19 protein-coding genes and 1 pseudogene are annotated in these 16,530 nt (G+C 66.4%); 13 read left to right on the forward strand and 7 right to left on the reverse strand.

The features are described from left to right. Nucleotides 1-43: 43 nt before the first annotated feature. Complete coding sequence (locus tag Val02_RS39015) at nt 44-1,477, reverse strand: toxin-antitoxin system YwqK family antitoxin (protein WP_203904362.1); 1,434 nt, start codon at nt 1,475-1,477, stop codon at nt 44-46. 176 nt (nt 1,478-1,653) lie between these two features. Between Val02_RS39015 and Val02_RS39020 the strand changes: the two genes are divergently transcribed. From Val02_RS39020 to Val02_RS39030, 3 genes are all read left to right on the forward strand, one after another. Next, the gene (locus tag Val02_RS39020) at nt 1,654-2,112 is read left to right on the forward strand and encodes a barstar family protein (protein WP_203904363.1); all 459 of its coding nucleotides are present in this window, start codon (nt 1,654-1,656) and stop codon (nt 2,110-2,112) included. Between the two features lie 408 nt (nt 2,113-2,520). Continuing rightward, entirely contained in the window at nt 2,521-2,964 is a 444-nt protein-coding gene (locus tag Val02_RS39025; RefSeq protein WP_239153673.1) for a MarR family winged helix-turn-helix transcriptional regulator, read from the forward strand. Nucleotides 2,965-3,013: 49 nt separating this feature from the next. Beyond that, nucleotides 3,014-3,652, forward strand: coding sequence for a maleylpyruvate isomerase family mycothiol-dependent enzyme (locus Val02_RS39030; RefSeq protein ID WP_203904364.1), 639 nt, complete (start codon nt 3,014-3,016; stop codon nt 3,650-3,652). A gap of 312 nt (nt 3,653-3,964) precedes the next feature. On the opposite strand, the gene Val02_RS39035 is transcribed toward Val02_RS39030, so the two are convergent. Together Val02_RS39035 and Val02_RS39040 are read right to left on the reverse strand one after the other, a co-directional pair. After that, nucleotides 3,965-4,621 carry a DUF7002 family protein gene (locus Val02_RS39035; RefSeq protein ID WP_203904365.1) on the reverse strand — a complete coding sequence of 219 codons (657 nt, stop codon included), beginning with the start codon at nt 4,619-4,621 and terminating at the stop codon, nt 3,965-3,967. 137 nt (nt 4,622-4,758) lie between these two features. Next, nucleotides 4,759-5,172, reverse strand: a complete 414-nt coding sequence (locus Val02_RS39040) for a hypothetical protein (RefSeq protein ID WP_203904366.1) — start codon at nt 5,170-5,172, stop codon at nt 4,759-4,761. A 195-nt stretch (nt 5,173-5,367) separates the two neighbouring features. Between Val02_RS39040 and Val02_RS39045 the strand changes: the two genes are divergently transcribed. The 3 genes from Val02_RS39045 to Val02_RS39055 all read left to right on the forward strand — a co-directional run bounded on the left by Val02_RS39045 (nt 5,368) and on the right by Val02_RS39055 (nt 7,648). Next, nucleotides 5,368-5,910, forward strand: coding sequence for a hypothetical protein (locus Val02_RS39045; protein WP_203904367.1), 543 nt, complete (start codon nt 5,368-5,370; stop codon nt 5,908-5,910). A gap of 69 nt (nt 5,911-5,979) precedes the next feature. Next, nucleotides 5,980-6,729, forward strand: coding sequence for a hypothetical protein (locus Val02_RS39050; protein WP_203904368.1), 750 nt, complete (start codon nt 5,980-5,982; stop codon nt 6,727-6,729). Between the two features lie 271 nt (nt 6,730-7,000). Then, entirely contained in the window at nt 7,001-7,648 is a 648-nt protein-coding gene (locus Val02_RS39055; protein ID WP_203904369.1) for a hypothetical protein, read from the forward strand. A gap of 467 nt (nt 7,649-8,115) precedes the next feature. Here the strand turns inward: Val02_RS39055 and Val02_RS39060 are convergent, their stop codons facing one another. Continuing rightward, nucleotides 8,116-8,673 (reverse strand): DUF4240 domain-containing protein, encoded by a 558-nt coding sequence (locus tag Val02_RS39060; RefSeq protein WP_203904370.1) that lies wholly within the window; start codon nt 8,671-8,673, stop codon nt 8,116-8,118. A 277-nt stretch (nt 8,674-8,950) separates the two neighbouring features. On the opposite strand from Val02_RS39060, the gene Val02_RS39065 reads away from it, so the two are divergent. From Val02_RS39065 to Val02_RS39080, 5 genes and pseudogenes are all read left to right on the forward strand, one after another. Next, complete coding sequence (locus Val02_RS39065; RefSeq protein WP_203904371.1) at nt 8,951-9,361, forward strand: DUF3806 domain-containing protein; 411 nt, start codon at nt 8,951-8,953, stop codon at nt 9,359-9,361. A gap of 238 nt (nt 9,362-9,599) precedes the next feature. Further along, on the forward strand, nt 9,600-10,184 hold the full coding sequence (locus tag Val02_RS39070; protein WP_203904372.1) for a hypothetical protein: 585 nt from the start codon (nt 9,600-9,602) through the stop codon (nt 10,182-10,184). A gap of 104 nt (nt 10,185-10,288) precedes the next feature. Continuing rightward, nucleotides 10,289-10,552 (forward strand): transposase, encoded by a 264-nt coding sequence (locus Val02_RS48425; RefSeq protein WP_275415655.1) that lies wholly within the window; start codon nt 10,289-10,291, stop codon nt 10,550-10,552. A gap of 60 nt (nt 10,553-10,612) precedes the next feature. After that, a pseudogene (locus Val02_RS48430) lies at nt 10,613-11,092 on the forward strand (IS5 family transposase); the annotation flags it as partial. Nucleotides 11,093-11,386: 294 nt separating this feature from the next. Then, nucleotides 11,387-12,070: a DUF899 domain-containing protein gene (locus Val02_RS39080; RefSeq protein ID WP_203904373.1), complete on the forward strand. Its 684-nt coding sequence runs from the start codon at nt 11,387-11,389 to the stop codon at nt 12,068-12,070. Between the two features lie 609 nt (nt 12,071-12,679). On the opposite strand, the gene Val02_RS39085 is transcribed toward Val02_RS39080, so the two are convergent. Continuing rightward, nucleotides 12,680-13,027: a hypothetical protein gene (locus tag Val02_RS39085; protein ID WP_203904374.1), complete on the reverse strand. Its 348-nt coding sequence runs from the start codon at nt 13,025-13,027 to the stop codon at nt 12,680-12,682. 79 nt (nt 13,028-13,106) lie between these two features. Next, a complete protein-coding gene (locus Val02_RS48435) occupies nt 13,107-13,232 on the reverse strand; it encodes a hypothetical protein (RefSeq protein ID WP_275415656.1) in 126 nt (41 codons plus the stop codon). A gap of 14 nt (nt 13,233-13,246) precedes the next feature. Between Val02_RS48435 and Val02_RS39090 the strand changes: the two genes are divergently transcribed. Beyond that, complete coding sequence (locus Val02_RS39090; RefSeq protein ID WP_203904375.1) at nt 13,247-13,999, forward strand: hypothetical protein; 753 nt, start codon at nt 13,247-13,249, stop codon at nt 13,997-13,999. A gap of 169 nt (nt 14,000-14,168) precedes the next feature. Here Val02_RS39090 and Val02_RS39095 read toward each other — a convergent pair whose 3' ends face one another. Further along, entirely contained in the window at nt 14,169-14,969 is an 801-nt protein-coding gene (locus Val02_RS39095; RefSeq protein ID WP_203904376.1) for a HEAT repeat domain-containing protein, read from the reverse strand. A 315-nt stretch (nt 14,970-15,284) separates the two neighbouring features. On the opposite strand from Val02_RS39095, the gene Val02_RS39100 reads away from it, so the two are divergent. Next, nucleotides 15,285-16,436 carry a sulfotransferase family protein gene (locus Val02_RS39100; protein ID WP_203904377.1) on the forward strand — a complete coding sequence of 384 codons (1,152 nt, stop codon included), beginning with the start codon at nt 15,285-15,287 and terminating at the stop codon, nt 16,434-16,436. Nucleotides 16,437-16,530: the final 94 nt, after the last annotated feature.

A 16,530-nucleotide genomic window follows, 5' to 3' on the forward strand; every position in this document is an offset into this window, starting at 1 on the left:
GACGTCTGCGGCATGACAGCGTGTCGGTGTCGTCCGTGGCCGGTTATCGCTCGCTGTCGAGGTCGAACCATTTGGCTGGACGGAGTCGGGTAAGCCGTTCGGAGCCGCCTAGCAGGCGGCCGTGCTTGTCCAGGTAGGTCAGCAGCGACAGCCTTTCGTGTTGGGCGCCGTAGGCGCGGGTGAGTCCGGCGGCGGGGTCGGCGACGATGTCGATCGGGCGGCCGCCGAAGCTGCCGCGTCCCGGTACCGCGGGATGGACCCCGACGACGAGGATGCCGGGAAGCCCGGCGAGTTCTCGGGCGTCTTCCTCGGCGAGGTCGTGTTCGGACGTCTGCGTGCAGTTGACCACGATGAAGCCGTTCGCGTCGCGTGACAGCGCGGCGAGCGTGGTGACCGGTGCGTCCACGCGGTTGACCGGGACCGAGTCGAACGCCAACGGCGGGATGGTCCATGACACCGGAATTCCCGCGCTGTATTCGACGCTCGCGGTGTCGGCCAGTCCGACGGCTGCTTCGGGATGAACGGTCCACCGTCCCTCGGGCCAGCCGTGCTCGTAGCGTCCCTCCTGCAGCGGCCGGCCCTTGTTGTCGAAGAACCGGAACTCGCCATGGGCGGCCCCATCGACGAAGGTGCCGACACGTTCGACCGCACCCTGGACGGATTCGAGCCAGTCTTCGTCGATCGCCATGAGCTGCTCGCGGCTGAGCGACGCGAACTCCTTCTTGATCCGCTCCGCCGGATGCCACCTCGTGACCGGGCCGTGCCGTAGCCCGTTGCGGTAGTGCTCCTCACGGACCACCACCCCGTCGCGGGTCATCGTCCACCGTCCGGTCGGCACGCCGGCCACAGACGTCCCGGTCCAGTCCGCTCCGGGATGCGCCCAGGCCGGTCGCGGCTGCGCCGGCGGAAGGTCCTCGCGGAGGCGTTCCCAGAGCACGGCGGCCTGATCGGTCAACTTCGCTATCTCGTCGGGCTCGAATTCGTCATCGTCGGCGGCCATGCCCGCCAACAGGTCCTCCAGCGGCTCGATCTGTTCGGCCAGCCACTCGGCAAGCGGACCGTACTCCCCGTTCGAAAACAGTCCGCCCTCGCTGTGCGACCAGACCGACATCGCCGGCCGGAACTCACTGGGCGCGATGGCGTAGCCGTTGACCCCGTTGATCCATCGTCGGGCGGCGAAGATCCGGTGGTTCCCGCCGAGACGCGTGCTGTTGAACCTCAACTCGGGCGGCAGAATCGCCAAGTCCTGCAGAGGCAACAGTCGTGGACCACACACCGCGAGAGCCGGCGCGAGATCGGGATCGTCGTCGGCACCCGCAGGAAGCGGAACGAACAGCCCCGCCTGCAACTCGACCGACAGGCCGCCGAGAACCGAACGCAGCCGCTCGTGCAGACCGTCAAGGGATACGTCGTACCGGCGGGCGCCCGGTGCAGCCGGCACGGAACGCATTCCATCGCTGATGGGAAAGAGGTCCATGGCCCCACTCGCGGTCGGCTATCACGAACTACAGGACAGACACCGACGGCAGTGTACGCGGGAAGCGCAGCCAGCCGGGGGCGGCAGGTATGCAGCACCGCGTCGATCACGGCCGCCACTCGTGGCGTTCAGTTGCCGGCGCATAGCGGCATGAGCGTGCAGTGGATGATGGTGCTGTGCTTCGCTCGTTGTCCGCCAACCGGCGTTTGCCGGGGCCGCCATACGTGATCGGTTCCGAGTCTGTCGACTACGTCGTGTCATTCGCTCGCGGCATACAGGCGCGGGTGGTGCGGCTAGAGGTACCGCCGGAGCCGGACCGGCGCGGGGTCCTGCGCTTGCTCGGACAGGCGTTGGGTTTCGCGGAGGGCTTCGGCACCAACTGGGACGCCTGGTACGACTGCCTGGGCGATGTCATTGAGACCGCCACAGGCGGCACCGTTGTGATCCTGGAGCGGTCGGAACGTCTGCTCGACTCACCACCCGCGCTGTTCGCCCAACTCGTCTATCACCTCCAGACATCGCAAGATCTCGTGGCCGGCAGCGCCCGCGATCGTTTGTTGATCGAATTCGCCTTCGCCGGGCTGTGGGGCGATGCGCAGACCGTACCGATAGGCCACGGGAGCCCGCGCAGGTGACGGAACCACGCGACAAGACGCTGCGTGCACGCGTATCGCGGCAGATGTCGGCATCGGCAGGCTGACGAAGTGGCGGTGTGGGGTTCACAGGTTCGATTGCCTTGGCTCCGGAAACGGGATGGCCGCTGAGGACTGTGCCTGCGACTTCGAGGCTGTGATCAATCGGGCGGGTGTTGTGGCTCGTGGCCTGCGTCGGGATGTGGGGTCGTTGGCTGGCGTCACTGGGGTTGTGGTTGGGGTTGCGGTGTGGCTGGCCGGTCGGGCGAAGCGGCGGCCGACCCGGTGGCGATGGGCAAAAACCACCGGTAGTAAGATCATCTGACTACTATCGGAGGCTCGACGCCGGGATAAGGGTCGGTGCACGTGGATGCGTCAACGTCAGCCGCGGGGGCGCCGGACGCTGAGGAGTTGCCCCTGGGCGTCCTGCTGTTCATCCCGTACCGGGCACTGGAGGCGGCCACCATGGACGGGCTGGCGCGCGCCGGCTACACCGACATGACGATCGCGCAGGCACGCATTGCCGCCCGGATCGACCCCGGCGGGTCGAGGGTCACCCGGCTCGCCGAAGCCGCGCAGGTCACCAAGCAGACTGCCGGCTTCCTGGTCGAGCAACTCGAACGCGCGGGCTATGTCGAACGAGTCCCGGACCCGACCGACGGTCGCGCCCGACTGGTCAAGCTCGCCGCCCGAGGCCACGCGGCGAGACAGGAGATTCTTCCTGCCCTTGCCGAGGTCGAGGCACAGTGGCTGGCGCACATCGGACCCGAGCGGATGGCCCACCTGCGGGAAACACTCACGATGTTGCGCGAGATCGCCGACCCCTTCCTGAAGGACCGCACCGGCTTGAAATAGACAGATCCTCTGTCTATTCTCGAATGGCGGTCGACTCCAGGGGAGCATCATGGACACCGACGAGAGCTGGCGGGTTGTAGTCGAGCAGCGGCTGGCCCTTGCGGAGCTGCTAGCCGGGCTGTCCGAGGCGGATTGGGAGCAGCCCTCGTTGTGTGCCGGCTGGCGGGTGCGTGACGTCGCCGCTCACGTGACCCTGATCCCCATATCGCCGTCAGCGGGCAGTCTGCTGGTCGACTTCGCGAAGGCCCGCGGCAACTATGCCCGATTCAACACCGTGGCCAGCCAGCGCCGCGCGACGCGAACGCCCACCGAGATCGTGCAGGACCTTCGAACCTCCGCCGAGTCCCGTTCGGTCCCCCGGCTCGTCAATCCCGCCAACGTGATGTGGGACATCTTGGTGCACGCCCAGGACATCGCGATCCCGCTGGGCATCGACTTCCCCACCCCGCCCGACGCCGGCGCCGCCGCCGCTACACGGATCTGGGAACTCCGCTGGCCGTTCTCGTTCGGGACCAAGCGCCGTCTGGGCACGTTCACGCTTACGGCAACCGACGCGAACTGGACGGTCGGCACCGGTCCTGAGATCGCCGGCACGATCTCGGCGATCCTGCTCCTGCTGACCGGCCGCACCGAGGCCGCAACCCCCCTACTGACCGGCGACGGCGTACACAGCCTCGCCACTTCCTGATCCAAGACCAGCACTTGATCGACCGAGGCGCCGTGTGTCAGGGAACGCCCTCGTGGGACTGTTTGATCAAAGTGTGGACCGACCTGGCCCGACACGCCGAGCGGAGACGCCGGGAAGGACAGGCAGCGGCCGACATCATCGGCCTCCCACGGCGGGCCGTGATCCACATGCTGGATAACTGTCACGCGTGACAACAAGATCACACAAACGCGTCGGACCGCCTCAGCGTGCGTGACGCCACGTGATGACTCACCGCCCGCCGTCACGCGCAGTCGGCGGCAGAAGCGGGTAACGCAGAAGCGGGTAACAAGGTCAGCCGATCGCGCCTTCGATCGTGTCGGTCAGGTCGAGGATGTCGGGGACGACGTCGATCACGGTGACCTCTACGAGGGCATTGTCGCGGCCGTGCCGGCGGCGGTACTCGTCGTAGGGGTAGTCGGCGATCGGCAGCCATGACCGGTGCCCGCGACAGGGATGGTTCTGCTGCGTCACCGCTCCGGAGCTGAGTCGGCAGAGTTCGATGCGTGGGCCGTGTCGCTCGACGAGGGCGCGGGTGTCGACGTGCAGGACGACCTGTTCTTCGGTGCGGTAATCCTTCGCGTGGCGTAGCCGGTTCAGTCGCTGCGGGCTGGCCCAAAAGAAGACCCGGGAGTTGATGGCGTTCAGGTACTCGCCCAGCGACGAGTCGGGGCCGATCTTGTCGGCGATGAACTTCATCGGCTTCTGGTCGCGGATGACTGCAGGTGGCAGGCCGGGCGCTGAGAGGACGGTGGATTGCTTGCGGGGTGAGCTCAGCAGTCGGTCGCGCTCGGCAGTGTCGAGGCCGAACAGATCGATGAGCCGCAGCGTGGACAGCAGACCGTGGCGTTGCACCGACGGCCAGGCCGTCACCGACATCATGTGAAAGACACGCGGATGGCGCATGATCAGCTCCTCGACATCCAGCTGGAAATGATGCCGGAGGTCCACACGCTCTGGATCAGAGACCCGGTCGACGCCTCCGAACGCACGGTCAGCCGATGCAGGGTCAAACCGGCGCGGCATAAGTCGGGCCGACAGCTCGCCTGGCGCGCTCCACGCGGGAGAAGAGCATGCGTGATCTTGGACTAGTCCCAGTAGTTGAACAGACCCTCGCCCAACGTTTGAGGCTGCCTGTAGCGCATGTCGTACTGGCTGATCCGTGGCCACTTCGCCGCGTCGATCGGCCCGACCAATTCCGTGACGGTCAGCAGGCGGAACCCCGGTGCCGTTCTCAAAACCGCGACCAGGTCGGGAACGTCGACGAAAGTCAGCGGACCCGCTTCACGTGCGGGCGTGAACTCGATGACGCGCGGAACGGCGAGCGCCAGAAGTGGCGCGTCGCGGGCGCAGACCACCGCGACGTTTCGATGTGAATAGGTGATGATCGCCTGGTGGAAGTTCGGCGTTGGATGGTCGCTGATCCGGAACTCGGTCAGCTCGCCGCCGGTTTGTCGCGCGGCCTCATAGCAGGCGCGGCGAAACGCCTTCAAGTCGGTCACGACGACCAACCCTACGTGCCCGGCCTACCGAGCGAAGCCATACGGCGTCGGCAGAACCGTCCGTCGGAGGCAGTTGTCCGGCCGGCAACGTTGCGTCCGGAGGTTCTCGACCCGTGGGCGAGCGCTCGCGGCAGAAGCGGACGTCCCTGACTTGCCAGCCTTGCGTGCTCTTCTCGCCGAGCCGACGATGCCGGCATGCAGACCGTTCTTCAGCAGTTGCCGGCGTTGTTGGGTGTAGTGATCGGATCAGTTGCTACCTTCCTGGTCGCGCAAACGACGGAGCGTACGAAGTGGCGCAGGACCCTGCATGCCAGGTGGGACGAGCGGCGTCTTGACGCGTACGCTGAGTACGCCTTCGCGGTGAAGAGCTACGTCACGCTATTGCGTAGGGTCGCCGGCGGGATGGGCCTGGACTCGATAGCGCACCCGCTTTCTCATACCGATGGTCTACCCCGAGTGGAGCAAGCCGAAGACGAACGCGCTGCGAAGTTTGAGAATGTGCTATTGCTCGGCGACCAGGAGACGATTGATGCTGCGCGGGCATGGCACCGGGCAGCGTGGGAATTAGCCGATCTGGTGCAGGGCAGGTCTACCGGAGGAGCGCCGGCATGGCGGCCGGCCCTGAACGAGGTGTGGCAGGCCAGGACCCTGTTCTATAAGGCGGCGCGAGTCAGCCTGGATGTCCGGTCTGGTCCTGAGGCGCTGCACCATTTACAACCACGTGATCATCGACGGTGACGCCGCGTCGCACGCGCCCAGCGGCATGTCCGGACGTCCGCCGGGGCTTTGCTGCGTTAGGTTTCCTTGATGTCGGGGTGGGACGCTGCGGGACGCAAGGCTTTGCGGCTGATCGGCTACTGGGACGGTCGGGACGCACCGGCCGCATGGCCCGACGTTTGCGGGTTCGTGTCCACTGCCCCGGATAGGGCGGTGCAACAGGCTGTCGCTGCGTGGCTTCGGGCTGGCGCGGTATTCGTCGTCACGGCCGGTATCTCGGTGTGCCGGCTCTGCGGTACCGCCAACGGTAGCGCCGAACAGACCGACGGCGACCATTTCGTCTGGCCGGATGGCCTGGCGCACTACGTGGCCGAACACGGAGTGCAGTTGCCGGACGAAGTAGTTGCCCTAGCTGCCGACGGCGTGATCCCGCCTGTCGACCTGGACCGCTTCGAGACCGCATGGCACTCCGGCCGGCTGACGATCGACACGGCCTGGTGGGCACACTTTGCCGGAGCCGAACCGTTCGGAACCGCCACCACGCATCTACACGGTTGTCGGCACAGCGCGGCCGTCGCGCACTGGGACCTGCCAACATCCGCCGAGATCTACATCGACGGGGTGCCACCCGCGGCCGTGGCGACCGGCGTCCGACTTCGGCGGCTGCTCGGCGCCACGTGGCCCATGCCGACCCTGCGCGATCTACTCGACTCTCAGCCCTTCCACGCCGGCAGCGGCGATCCGTCGGCGCTGCATCGCGCGCTGAGAACGTCGGAAGGCCTGCGGTCCTATCTCTTCTACCGGGTGAACGACAACCTCGTTCCGATCTGGTCCGATTGATGAGGACATGTCAAGGCGCGGGCCGTGCCGACGACACGGCACAGCCTCAAAGCGGAGGCCGACACGTCCGACCGATAGTCACAGCGCAGGATGAACCCGGCACGCGATCAGCAACAGATTCGGATAGGCGGAGGCACGGGACCAGACTTGGCAACGCCTGACAAGCCGATCAACGGCCCGCGTGGCAGGAGTGCCGGCCCTGCTGGCCGAGAACCATGACCTTTCGCCCGAAGGATGCAGCGGCGTGTCACGATCCCGGTAGTCTCGCCGCGTGAGTCTGAAGGTGACCGAGGGTCGGCTGACCGAGACGCGGGTCGGAGCCGGTGTGGAGCGGCGCGCTTTCGGTGAGTTCGTCGGCCCGCGCGGTGAGCTCGCCTCATATGCGTTCGGCTGGACGACTGGGACCGAGAGTCACGTCGCCCGGCTCACCGTGGGTATCGGGGCCGGGAACCCGGGCGGCGCGAGCTTCCATGCGATCGTCTTCGATAACGAGGGCAGCTATGCCTGTTCGCTCGTCGACGAGCCGTTCGAGCGGGTACCCGAGGGCGGGCCCGATCTCACCGCGATCGAGGCACGCGCGCATGAGGACCTGCCGTTCATCTGGTGGGTGGTGGACCGCGTCATGGAACGCGATCGGCGCGCGCGGTGGATGAAGCACTGGCTGCTCGGCAGCACCAGTATCCAGACCGGCGAGGTATTCGAACGGACAGAGCCGATTCTGTACGTGAGTCACGACGCCGACGACGGACTCTGGCAGCTCATCGGCGCGAGCGATGCCAACCCCGCCACGGGCAAGCTCAGCCACCTACACCATGCCGTCGAATACGATCCCACGCTGCTCGACGTCCTCGATCTCCAACCCGGCGAGAGCGCCTACCGGACCGGGCCGGACGCCCCATGGACACGCAAGCCCTCCTAAACGGCCGAAGCAACAGCGGCGGCGGGCTCACGGCGTACCGACGGTGTGCCCGATTCGCGACTGGAAGAGCGCCGGGACTTGCCCGGGCACGATCAGCGGCACACCGCTGATCTGCGTTGCGGTGCTCGTTGCGCTGAAGGACCGTATCGCGATGCTGCTTACCGCCGTGCCGCGGAGTTGGGGACCCACTGCGCGGGAGTCCGCCGTTGAGCCGGGACCGATATGTCGCCCGCGGTGTGCCCGGCGGCTGGCGAGTGTGCGACAGCAAGGCGCGACGATGGTGGGGTGAACAAGCAGTACGAGGTCCAGCCTGACGATCTCGTCGCGGAGCTGAACGGCGCTGCCGACAACACGCGGACCACAGCGCTCCCGAGGCGCTACCGGACCGCCAGGCGATAGGCCCACACGTCGCGGCACGGCGGACAGCGGCAGATGGTTGCGTCCATGTGACCGCGCGGGGCAGGTGGTCAGTCGTCCAGGTAGATGGCGGCGAGGCGGGGTAGTCGGACGCGCATCTGGTCCTCGTCGTCGAAATCGAAGTCCTCGCCGGCGGGATCGTTGGTACCGCTTTCCGGCCGGGTGCCGTTGTCGTGTACCGCTGTCCAGAACGCCTCTTCGTCTCCGGTGGCCGCAGAGTAGGCGTCGCTGGCGACGGAAAGAAAATCCTCGCACTGAATCTCGTCGTCATCGGGATCCAGGCCCAGATCGGCGAGGGAGTCCGGGGCGGCCACCGCGCCTTCCCAGACGGCGCGCCCCTGCGCGAGCAGCCAGCCGCGAAAGTAGTCGAAGCCATCGTCGGAGCAGCCGCCGAGCATCAGGTACGCCGCCGCCCACAGGTCGGTGCGGTATGCCTCGCCGTTGACGGCATCGAAGACCCGCTCGAACTCCACAGCTGCGGACGGACCGAGTTCAACAAGCCGGGCGGTTACCCGCTGTGCGACCGCCTCGGCTGACTCGGCGGAAACAGTGTCACCGACCACCTCTCGGGCCTCTTCTACGATCGCCCAGAACTCCTCACGATCCACGCCGACGAGCGTAGGCCACCACGGATGCGTAGACCGTCGACATACGCCTCCTCGAATATGCCGTGATCGGCAAAGTCAGGATGCGGGACGGCGAAGGCGCCGGCTGTCGGCTATGACAAGCGACGACCGCTCGGCGGCAGAATCGGATACCTCTGTGCTTGCACCCGGCGTGTCGTAGCCTGCGCGGATGGGGCTGTTCCGACGGCGGCGGCCGGGTGGTAGCAGGTTCGACCGCGACGCACCGGCGGCGTCGACTCCGAACACCCACATTCAGCCGGTGAACGACGTCGAACGTGGTTGGATTACCGAGCATCTGGACCATCTGCTCGCCGTGGGCGTCGACGTGCGCGATGCCGAACAACTCGGCGCTCACTATGACACTCTTCTCGCGCGCTGGCTCGGGACGCCCGATCGGCTGCGGCGCGACCCAAACCCGGATGTCAATCTAATCGGTCTCGGTCTGGGTGCGCATCTCGCCGGCCGGACCGGTCTGGAGTGGGCTGTGGTCAGTGACGAAGCCAGTACCGAGATCGCGTTGTACGCCAGCCTGGGCGACATCATGATCTATCCGACAAACGCTGTGGCCAAGCGCTGGGTCGGGCATGAGATCGGATTCCTCCCTGACTTTGCCGAAGCGACGGTTCAGACGATCACCCACATTCAGGCTGCCCACCGCACGGGATCTTGATCCTCCGATCCTCGGCGTCCAGTGAGGCAAGCGACAATCCGAAGCAAAGCAGGAAGTTGTCGGCCGGCTTTCCACGTCCAATTCGGCGTTCGGAGCGCGGTATCAACACCCGAAGAGCGGCATGAGCGTGCACCGGACATCGGTAATTGTCAGCGTGACGGGCCGGTACGGTAGCTGCGAAATCCGTATGATCCGCGCTGTGGGGAACACGTCTGGGACGACTCCCTGGGACGGGTTGATGTCCGGATGGCAGTCCAACTATGTGTCCGCGCCGGAGCAATTGCGTCGCCAGCGGTCTAACCTGCTCGCGCTGGTGGGTCAACGGCTGCAGGCCGGCTGGGAACTGGCACGAGACAGGTGGCAACCGGACATCCCGCTGGTGCTGGTGTTCCACGACGGTGCGCAGTTGGAGCTCGCTTGGGCCGCCGACGACGACTTGTCGATCAGTTGGAACACCATCGACCTGAGGGCCGCGTGCACACTTGTCGGCCGGCGGCACGAGTGGCGATCGTCGCACCCCCACCCACTGGCTGCGGTGGCCGGTCGCATCCTGACCGGATGGGCGGTGACCGAGAGCCCGTACTTCCCCGGCGACGTGGACCTTACCGGCGAGTTGCCGATGGATCTGGCTGCCGGCTGGAGCATGGCAGGCTTGTGGATCGAGTTCGGGGACATCGGTTTGCACGTTTTCAGCGGTGCCGATGCGACGTACATCTCGGACGCACCCGAGCAGCCCTGCGACCAGGGACATACCCGTGTGACGCACCGGCAGCTCCAGGAGGACGACGCGCAGGCGCCCAGAGACCCGACCGCCTCCAGTTGAGTGATCGCGCATCGGCATGGGTGCGTAGCCGCATGAGTGATCAGTTCAGAATGGGCGGACGCGGTGTCCGTCGATGCCGTTGGTGAGCGGTCGGGACTTCGACGGTGACCGATCAGGCGTTGTCCGATGAGTTGTGGGCGCGGTTGGCTCCGCTGCTGCCGGTACATACGCGTCGGTTTCGGTTCCCCGGCCGTCGTCGTGCTGACGACCGTGCGGTGGTCGAAGGGATCCTGTTCATGCTCGCCAGCGGGATCGGATTCAACCAGCTACCGACGGCGGCGTTCGGCGTGTCCCGGGCCACCTGTTGGCGACGGCTGGATGAGTGGACCCGGGCCGGGCGTGGCAGCGACTGCACGAGGCGCTGCTGAGCGAACTGCGCGCCGCCGGACGGCTGGACTTGGCCGCCGCCGTGGCCCACTCATCGCACGTGCGGGCACTCAAAGGGGGGACGCGGTCGGCCGGGCCCGGCCGACCGCGGCCGGGCCGGTTCCAAGCACCACCTGATCACCGACGCCGTCGGGGTGCCGCTGGCGGTGCTCGTCACCGGCGGCAACCGCAACGACGTCACCCAACTTCGGCCGCTGCTGGACGCGATCCCACCGATCCGGGGCCACGTCGGACGGCCTCTACGGCGACCGCGGCTGGTCTACGCCGACCGCGGCTACGACCACGACGTCTACCGTCGACGGGTATGGGCCCGCGGCATCCGGCCGATGATCGCCCGCCGCGGCGTCGACCACGGCTCGGGACTGGGCCGCCACCGGTGGGTCGTCGAGCGGACCTTCGCCTGGCTGCACGCCTTCAAACGACTACGGATGCGCTACGAACGCCGCGCCGACCTCCATCACGCACTACTCACCCTGGCCTGCTCAATCGTCTGCCTACGCAGACTCCGAGGCTCATTCTGAAATGACCTCTACGGGCCGATGGGCGGCCGTGCTGAACGGTTCTCAATTGCGTCGTACTCCTCCGTGCTGCGTCGCCCAACCTATGTCCGTCGGCCCTGCCCGCCGAGTCCGAGGCCGACCACTGCTGGTCCGCGCGGGCGTTCGGAGGCTGCGTCACCGGATCCATGGCGACGCCTGCCGTGACGACGAAAGCGGTCTCCGGTCGGCAGTGATGCCGGCCGGATCGGACGACCGATGAGTTGGGGAGCCGGGAACTGTCCTACCTGAAAGACCCATCGTGAGGAGTTCATGATCATGGCTTTTCCTCCTGTCGTCGACCACGCGACCTGGCGTAGGGAACTGGACGACCTACGTGCCCGCGAGAAGGCGACCACCAAGGAACTCGATGCGATCGCCGCACAGCGACGGAGGTTGCCGATGGTGCGGATGCCCGACTACGTCCTGGTCGGGGCCGAAGGACCGGCCCGGCTGGTCGACATCTTCGACGGCCGCTCACAGCTGATCGTCTACAACCACATGTGGAACCCGGACCCGGACGCCGAGTGGCAGTGCGGCGGCTGCACCGGCTTCACCTCGTCGTTCACCCGGCTCGGCTTCCTCGACAACTACGACGCCCGGTTCGTGATCGTGACCCAGGGTCCGATCGAGGCGGCCCTGGCCTACGCCCGACGCGTCGGCAACACGATGACCTGGTACTCGACCGCCGACAGCCCGTTCGGGGCCGATGTCGACGCCCCGCCTGGTGGCGGATTCGCACTCAACGTGTTCCTGCGCGACGGCGACACGGTCTACCGCACCTGGCACACCTCCGGCCGCGGCGTTGAACAACTCACCTACACCTTCGCCCTGGTCGACATCCTGCCGTACGGGCGGCAGGAGCAGTGGCAGGACTCCCCGGAGGGCTGGCCGCAGAGCCCCACCTACAGCGGCTGGCTCGACTCACCCGATATCGCCAGGCTGTACGGCCCGAAGAGCTGAAACCCCGGCTGCCGTCACCGCCTCGGCGCAGGTTCACCCGCACCTACGCCGAGGCGCACCCGGGCGGCGGGCTGCGAGCACCCGCATCCGGGACGGATCGATCAACACCCCCGCCCGGACACGCCGCGGCCGCGTGCTCGACCTGAGCACGAGCGTCGGCCGCGGGCTCGTAGTCGTACTCCACCGTCTCGGTGCTCTGAAAGCGGAACACCGCCGGCGCCGCGAAGACCCACTGCCCGTATCGGCCGGCGTCGCCGAGACCGGGGGCACATGATGCGACGTCATCGCCCAGTTCGACGCCATCCTGGCCCGACATGGACGATCCCCGGTTCGGCGTGGTCCACCTCCACGAACGCCTCGAGATCCTCAGCTGAGCGCTCCTGAACAATCCCCCGACCCACATACTCGCCGGCGCCGCACACCGTGCAGGTCACCGACTGTGACAGGCGGCAACCGACCAAGGCGCACCGACAGCGGCATGTGCGGATGGTGGGAACAAAATCCGGTCCAGTCGCGCGGCGTCCGGAGGCCGCATACGTCTCGGTGACCGATCCTCGAACGGAGCACCCAACCTGCATCGCCCGGCACCCGAGACAAAGTCAGATGTGCCTACAGTGGCACCTCGCTCCAGGCGAGCGCGGTGTACCACTCCGACCCGCGGGCCAGGTACGACTGGAACGCCTGCCGCACCTGTTCCAGCGTGACCTGTCCATCGGCACGGAACTGCTGACCGCGCTCGCGATACTCCAGCACCCATGGATCAGAACCACGGGCCTGCATGAAGGTCGCGCACGCCTCGCCCGGTTCCCACTCGTTGCCGGCCTGGATGAACTCCTCATCGGACGCACTGAGAATGGCGAACTTACCGAACGCGTCCGACACGAGCAGCTCATCCAGCGTTGCCGCGTTCACGTCCGGCACGGCGCCCAGATCTTCGGTGGTCAGCGTCATCGGCACGAAGAACTCCTGTCGTCGAACTCGCAGCTCGCCGCGCATCTGCTGCCAACGGCCGACCTCGGCTTGGCGCAGACAGATGTTAGACCTTGATGTCGGTCTGGCCCGTCCGGCCGTAGCCGCACCCGCCGAACTTGACCGAATGTCTTCGAGAGCGCTCGATATTCGGCAGTTCAATGATGCCGGACGGCAAGGCGCCGATCGCCATTTTGGTTTCTTGTCGTGACGTCACCGCGATGGCTCGACCGCTACCGGGCCGGACAGCGCCAGCAGGTCTGGCACGAACTGCGCCAGCAGGGCCGCACGGTCCGGGACAAGCCCGATCTGGCCGTAGAAGCGCAACTCGTCTGCGATGAGATGGCCCACCGCGCTCGGCAGAACATTGAGGTCTTGCTCGAACGACTCACGGCCGACGGGTACGCCTTTCACGCCAACGACGATGAGCAGGCCGTAGTGCCGGCGCACGTCCCACCGACCGCCACAGCGGCCGAGCACGCGGACTGGCTCGCAAATCAGTACACCGAGATTCCGATGACGGTGCTGTCGTGGGTACGCCTGGTCGGCGACGTGTGGCTGGTGGGGACGCACCCGCAGTGGCCCGCCTCGGTATCAGCCGATCCACTGGTGATCGAACTGGAAGGCTCCCGCGACCCGGACGAGCTGTCGATTCGCGACTACTTCCAGGACGAGTGGACCGAGCTGAACGACTACAACGAGGAACACGGTGAGGCAGATGTGTTCGTGTTGCCGCTCGCGCCTGACCGTTTGCACAAGGAAAATACCAGCGGCGGACCGCCCTACGGCATCGCTCTTCCTGACGGCTGCGTTGACGGGTTATTCGTGGGTGAGACCATCACGCCGTTCGTCGCCTACCTGAACCGGGTCTTCGAAACCGGCGGGTTCCCCTATTCGACCGGGTCACCGGACGAGTGGCGCATCAAGCGGGATCTGGCCAGGGACCTACTTCCGCTGTGATCAGCCGGCGCGCCTCAGCATGCCTGCCGAGAGATCGGAGACACACCGACCCGAGCGCAGCAGATCCGTGCAGTGGACGTGCTCTCAGGTTTGCCCCTTGCCGGACAACATCGAGTAGGCGGGTTGCCGTGCAACCGCCGACGACCTGTATGTCGTGTGCAGCGGGCTGTTAGGTCGCAGCGGGTCGCGGCACTCCCAGCACGCCGAGACCCTGGGCTGCTGCGGCACGTACCTGCGACTCGGTGTCGGCGAGCAACGACAGCAGGGCATCGGCCGCCACCGCCGAGCGATCGGTGCCGACAGCCAGGTTGCCGATCGTCGAGCCCAGTGCTGACCGGACGCCCACGTCAGGATCCTGGATCAGCGGTGCCAGGTGCTCGACGGCACCTGCGTCGGCGAACCAGCGCAGATGCAGGACGGCGGATTGTCGGGTCCAGGCGTCCGGGTCGTGCAGGGCGGACAGCACCAGTTCGTAGGCTCGTCGGTTGCCTTTGAGGCCCGATAGGGCGCCAAGCGTATTTTGACGGATCTGTGGATCCGGGTCGGACAGTGCCTGCCGTAGCAGTTCCACGTCGCTGGGCTGGATGACATAGCCGAGGGCCCACAGCCCGGCACTGCGCAGATCGCGATGGCCGGTAGCGATGAACGACATGATGGTGGGCCGGCACGCCGCCGGATCCGTCTGCATGATGTCGGCCAGCCATGCGCAGAAATTGTCGAGGTCGTTACGCCGCATGGGACGGGCGAAGGCGCGCAGCAGCAGCGGGAAAGCGGCAATCCCGCGAAGGCCGGCCAGGATGTAGACCATGAAGTCCCGGCCGTACCAGTTGTCCTCGTCGAGATACCGTTCCAGCGCGGCCTGAACGGGCGGAATCAGCGAGGCGTCTCCACTCATGGCCAGCTCACGCACCGACGGCCACGGGTCCCCGTCCAACGTCTCGACATGACGAAACACCTCAGCGAGCGTCATCCCCGTCCCTCCCGAATGCCCCGACGAAGAACCGTCGCCACACGCGAAGCGTTCCCGCCGATCATGCCATCCGCACGAGGGCACGCCGGCCGGCGGCGGCGATCAGGGTCACCAGCAAGATCCGTGCGCACACATCGGCAGTTCAGGTTGTCGGAAGGCGAGAGCGCCGGTCACCAACCGTGTCCAAGCGGCGACCGGGCGGCGCGCACTGGAAGCGGCGGATCCGGACGCCGCCGTTGACCCTTTCAGCTGGTGAGACCGGCAGCAATCGCTGCTGGGCTGTGTGTTGATATCGGTGATCATTAGGTTTGGTTCATGCCCCTCGATTACGTGGAACTGGTCGATGACGCCCGTCGCCGAACAGGGCTGTCCGATCTCGGCGACACTGGATCCCTCGAGGGTTTGAAGGTCTTGGTCCGCTCGGTCGAGGAGGACGTTCGTCCCACCTTCGTCAGTCGCCTCAGCGTTCGTCAGCTCGCCGTCAGCATTCTGGTCAACCGTCTGACATTGGTGGAAAAGCTGCGAAAGAGTCCTGACATCTTCGATCGCCCGCTCGTCGCGCCGCTCATCGTCACCGGGCTGCCGCGCACCGGCACCACGTTCCTTCACCGCATGTTGGCGGCGGACCCCGCGCACTATTCGCTGCCGCTATGGGAGGCGATGCGTCCGATTCCCGCGGCCGTCCGGAGGGACCGTCGTCGTTTTCAGGTCGGACTCGGTCTGGCCGTTCGCAAACTGATGGTCAGGGGTCTGGACCGGATCCATCCCATCTCGGTGAACACCCCAGAGGAAGATCTGTTCACGTTGGGCGGCACGTTTCAGACCTGGCTGTTCTGGCAGGCGCTTCCGGTGTACGGGTACGTCGATTGGTATCTGCGCCAGGACCGTACCGCGAAATATCGGAGCTACCGCGCGTGGCTCAATGTTCTCCAAGCGGCGCACCCGGGACAGCGCTTGGTCCTCAAGGCGCCGGAGCACATCGGTGGGGTCGCGGAACTGCTTGCCGCCGTGCCGGAAGCGCGGCTGGTTCAGATCCATCGCGATCCGGTGACTGCGTTCGCAAGCTTCATCAGCCTGATCAGCCACACACAGGGCAAGGTGATTGGCGGAGTCGATGCGGCCCGCAGGGAGCAGACGAGTCTGCGTCTGCTCGCAGGAGAGATGCAACGCAACCTCCAAGCCCGTAAGCACCACTCCAGCGCCATCGTCGATGTTCGCTACGACGAGCTCGTCGCCGATCCGATCGCGGTCGCCCGACGCATCTACGACGAGCGCGACCTGGCATACAGCGACGCAGCGCAGGCGGCCATCGAATGCTTCGTTCGGGAGAATCCTCAGAACAAGCACGGGATCCACCGCTACAGCACACATGAGCTCGCCATCGGCGTGGACCACATCAGGTCCGCATTCTCGATGTACAGCGAGGGCTTCGGCTTCGCTGGCCCGCAAGGAGCCAACCACCGGTAGTGGGGAACACGCCGTGAGCGGATGCACGCTCATCGGCAGTTCAGCGATGCCGGACGGCGAGGGCGCCGGTCACTACGTAGCTGGAAGAGGTGGC

Origin of the sequence: Virgisporangium aliadipatigenens (assembly GCF_016863615.1) — a bacterium.
Lineage (GTDB): Bacteria > Actinomycetota > Actinomycetes > Mycobacteriales > Micromonosporaceae > Virgisporangium > Virgisporangium aliadipatigenens.